Source organism: Chitinophaga sp., assembly GCF_039596135.1.
GTDB lineage: Bacteria > Bacteroidota > Bacteroidia > Chitinophagales > Chitinophagaceae > Chitinophaga.
The window spans coordinates 1-4,211 of sequence record NZ_JBCNKH010000133.1 but is presented as its reverse complement, the minus strand read 5'-3'; the positions used below and the strand labels follow the sequence as shown (position 1 = coordinate 4,211).

Below are 4,211 nucleotides of genomic sequence, written 5' to 3'. Positions count from 1 at the left end.
GATGAATACATCACAAAGATCAGCACCGCTCTGCAGGAGGCTGATAACACCGACCTGCAGGAAGCAAGAAAAGCCTTTGCATTATCGCATACCTGGGAACAGTGTATAGCATTAATGGGGGCATACCTGGAACAAACTCAAAACGCAGCCGCATGAAAGATAACAGGTTTTCAGACGATCGGTTATTAGAGATCACAGTGACGCTGTTCATTGGCTTCACGCTGGTCTTCCTGGCATTAAAAGTTTTATTCTTCTAAAAATATGCGACAATTATTCATCAGCAGAACAGCACCTTTGAGAGGGTCCGGTGTACTGGACGCTCCCCTGGCCTTTGTTGCTGTGTTAATAGTAGCGGTTGGCATCAGCCTGGTGGTCGGCTACAAGGATTACCGCATAGGTATGATTATCGCAGCAGGGCTGATAGGTCTTATGATCACGTTAATCTGCCTGTTCAATACCCGTCTGGGCTTTTTGATCACGACAGTGGTCGGCTTCTTTATGTTCTACATCAAACGCATGTCTGACGATGCCATTCCCATGGGTGTGGCTGTGGATGTGCTGACAGCGGTGACCTTCATCGGTGCATATTATAGAAAGACTATTCACAAGCAGCGCATCTGGCAGTATATGAAGAATCCTATTTCGTACATGTATATCATGTACCTGGGATTCCTGCTCATAGAACTGTTCAATCCTTCCATGTATTCAGTATCAGGCTGGATCTTTACTGTGCGCAAGTTTATCAACTTCGTGATGATCTACTTTGTCGGCCTGTTTACATTTAACAGTGTTAAAGATGTAAAGGATTATCTCAGGCTATGGTTATTTCTTTCCGTGCTGTGTGGTGCCTATGGCTGTTTCCAGGAATGGTTTGGGTTGCTGGGCTTTGAAGAAAACTGGGTAATAAGTGACCCGGTACGCTACAGGCTATACTTCCAGGGGGGAGAGATCAGGAAGTTTTCCTTCCTCTCTGACCCTACGGCTTATGGTATATTGATGGCATGCAGTATAGTGTTTGCCATAGTACTGATAATGACTACGCATAAAGCAAAGCAACGGACATGGCTGATTGTTGGCATTATCATTATGTGCCTGGGCATGGCCTATTCCGGTACGCGCACGGCTTACTTCATGATACCTGGTGGCCTGGCTATCTATTTCCTCATGACCATTACGAACCGCAAAACACTGCTGTTCATGGCCGGCTTCTTCATGTTTATGGTAGTACTCATGTTCGGCCCATTCTCCGGCAATAATACGGTGAACCGCATACGTACCTCCTTTCACCTGAAGGATGATGAATCGATGAATGTGAGAGATGAAAACAGGCACAGGATCCAACCTTATATATGGCGGCATCCGATCGGGGGTGGTGTAGCTACATCGGGGGTATTGGGTATACAGTACAATCCGGGCCATCCGCTGGCAGGTTTTCCGCCGGACAGTGGTTACCTCCGTACAGCACTCGAAACGGGCTGGATTGGGCTAATAATCACAATGACCTTGTTTTTTGTGACGCTACTGGTCGGCGTGAAAGGATATTACCGGGCCAGGACCGGAGAGGTAAAGGCACTTTACGTAGCCATTGTGACAGGGCTATATGCCTACATCATAGCCCACTATGCACAGGTGGCCATTGGGCAGATACCCGGCGCATTCTTCTTTTACAGTGCCATGGCCATCATCGTTAAAATGAAAGATTTCGAAACACCTTCTCATACAAATTCAGACCAAGTAAAAACTATAACAACATGAAACAGCACATCACCATCATTTTGATTTTCCTCGCTACGGCCCTCACAGTGAGCGCACAAAACAAAACTTTGCCGTCTACACCTTCCAAAGATGTATCTACAGAAGACATCCAGGAAAGACTGGTACAACTCGCCTACGAGAATCCAGACCTCAAAGTCAGAGTTTACGAAAAACAAAGAGCTGAATATGAGCTCAACAAAGCAAAGGGTAACTGGCTGAATTACGTAACTGCCAGTGCGAACTTCAATGACGTAACACTGGGTCGCTACAAAAACTCCAACGACTATCGTGCACAGGTGTATTATCCTCTCTGGAACGTTGGTGTGAATGTACCATTGGGTTCCCTGATAAGTAAAGGCGCTGATGTGAAAGTGGCAAAGGCGAATGTAAACATTGCGTCTGCACAGGAAGAATCAGCCAAGAGACAAATCAAAGCAATGGTATTGTCTAAATACCACGATTACCTGATGAACAAGCAACTGCTGGCTATGCAGACCGAAATCACTGAAGACGATTTTGCTGCATTTACCCAGGCCGAAAGCAAACTGGCTGCGGGCAGTATTTCTTACGATGCATATACATCTGCATCACAGTTGTATAACAATGACAGAACCAAGAAGCTGAACCTGGAAAGAGACCTGGCAAATGTGAAACTGGAAATCGAGGAACTGATTGGTGTTAAGCTGGAGACTGTTATCGCCCAGTAACCAGGGCTCATTTTCATCAATTTAATTATTTGTCATGGTAAAAAGTACCACAACAATTGTTGCACTCTTGTTCGTAATGTGCATACAGACAGTGAACACCTATGCACAGCACAGAATGGATAGTATTCTTATCCCGGTTAATCCATGGAGTAAAGTAGGCGCATTGCTACAGCTCCCGGACGATTATTATAAGTCAAAAAAAGAATACCCGCTGATCGTTTTCCTGCATGGCAAGAGCAAATCAGGCCATGATCTGTCAAAGTTATACCTGGAAGGAATTCCCTACTGGATCAATAATGGGGAAAAAATAGAAGCCGTAAATCCCGTTGATGGTAAACTGTATAAATTCATAGTTGTTGCGCCACAGGCGCCTAGTTGGGGACTGAAACCAGCAGAGATCAAGCGTTTGCTGGACGATGTAGAGAAACGTTACCGTGTGGACCGTTCCAGGATTTACCTCACTGGTTACAGTGCGGGTGGCTGGGCCACGGTGATGGCGATGACGGATAATGCGGCACTGTCTAACCGTATTGCGGCAGCGGTACCAATGTCGGTAGCGACTATTGATGTACCGAATATGAAACGCTTTAAACTGGTAGCTGATGCGAATATCGCCACCTGGTACCTGGCGGGGACAGACGAACCACATTTCCTGGAGGAGTGTGAAAGGTACAAGGATAGTACGAATACCTATAAGCCAAACCTGGCTAAGCTGACAATAGTAGAGGGATTCGCACATCATTCATGGAAAGAACTGTATGATACGAAGAATAAACAGTATGGGATGAACATCTATGAATGGATGTTACAATACAAGAAGTAAAAAAAGGCCTGCGGTGTACCGCAGGCCTTTTTTACTTCAGTTTACTTTTATAAACTTACTGGTTAGTTTCATGGACTTACCATCCGTTATTTCAAGAATATATAGTCCGGCTGATAAACCACTTACATCAAAGGTTTTCATCACTGTATTAGTGGTGCCCAAATAATAGGTACCCCTGATATATCCGCTGCTGTTAAATATTCTTACCACAAGATTAGCGGTTTCTTTCACCACCAGCTTCAGGTTGAGATAAGTAGTGGCAGGATTGGGATATACCTGTATGGTGACTTCGCTGTCATCCACCGTTGTAGACTTGCCATTTACATACACCGTTACTTCATCGGTGGCGGTGGCACCATAGGTATCTGTTACGGTGAGACGAAAAACATAAGTACCTGTCTGGGAGAATGTAATGACTGGTGTTTCTGAAGCAGTATTCAGAATGGTCTGCCCATCAGCAGGTCCACTTACCAGTTCCCACTTATAAGCTGAAATATAATTGCTGGTAGTAGACGCCGCAGCTGTGAGTGTTACCGTATTTACGGTTGGCAGTGTGATGGTCTGATCTGCACCAGCATTGGCCACGAGGGTGTTGGCGGCAGCCGCTTTCACGATTACATTGATATCGTCGGTTGCAGTTGCACCATCATCATCGGTCACTGTCAGACGAAAAACATAAGTACCTGCATAAGAGAGCTGGTTGATATCTGTAGCGGCGGTGGTAGCAGACGGCAGGGATGCGGTACTGGGTCCTGATACCTGTGTCCATTTGTACGATACGATAGTACCATCACTGTCAGTAGAACCGGAACCATCTACGGTAGTTGTGTTCTTCGGCATGGTGATAGTGATATCGCTACCTGCCCTGGCTACAGGTGCAATATTGGCAGTGGGTGTGGAAGTAACTGCTGATTTTACGGTGTTAG

General features: G+C 45.7%; 4 protein-coding genes. 3 read left to right on the top strand and 1 reads right to left on the bottom strand.

Translation table 11 applies throughout. The features are described from left to right. Nucleotides 1-261 precede the first annotated feature (261 nt). Genes ABDW16_RS31165 through ABDW16_RS31155 form a run of 3 tightly spaced genes read left to right on the top strand, consistent with a single transcriptional unit; the run spans nucleotide 262 to nucleotide 3,285 of the window. The gene (locus ABDW16_RS31165) at nucleotides 262-1,755 is read left to right on the top strand and encodes an O-antigen ligase family protein (RefSeq protein WP_343675372.1); all 1,494 of its coding nucleotides are present in this window, start codon (nucleotides 262-264) and stop codon (nucleotides 1,753-1,755) included. After that, nucleotides 1,752-2,462 (top strand): TolC family protein, encoded by a 711-nt coding sequence (locus tag ABDW16_RS31160; RefSeq protein ID WP_343675371.1) that lies wholly within the window; start codon nucleotides 1,752-1,754, stop codon nucleotides 2,460-2,462. Before ABDW16_RS31165 ends, ABDW16_RS31160 begins: the two co-directional genes overlap by 4 nt. Before the next feature lie 34 nt (nucleotides 2,463-2,496). Next, nucleotides 2,497-3,285 carry a prolyl oligopeptidase family serine peptidase gene (locus ABDW16_RS31155; protein WP_343675369.1) on the top strand — a complete coding sequence of 263 codons (789 nt, stop codon included), beginning with the start codon at nucleotides 2,497-2,499 and terminating at the stop codon, nucleotides 3,283-3,285. A 36-nt stretch (nucleotides 3,286-3,321) separates the two neighbouring features. Here the strand turns inward: ABDW16_RS31155 and ABDW16_RS31150 are convergent. Then, nucleotides 3,322-4,211, bottom strand: an 890-nt coding sequence (locus tag ABDW16_RS31150; RefSeq protein ID WP_343675368.1) for a PKD domain-containing protein, incomplete at its 5' end; no start/stop codon positions are given.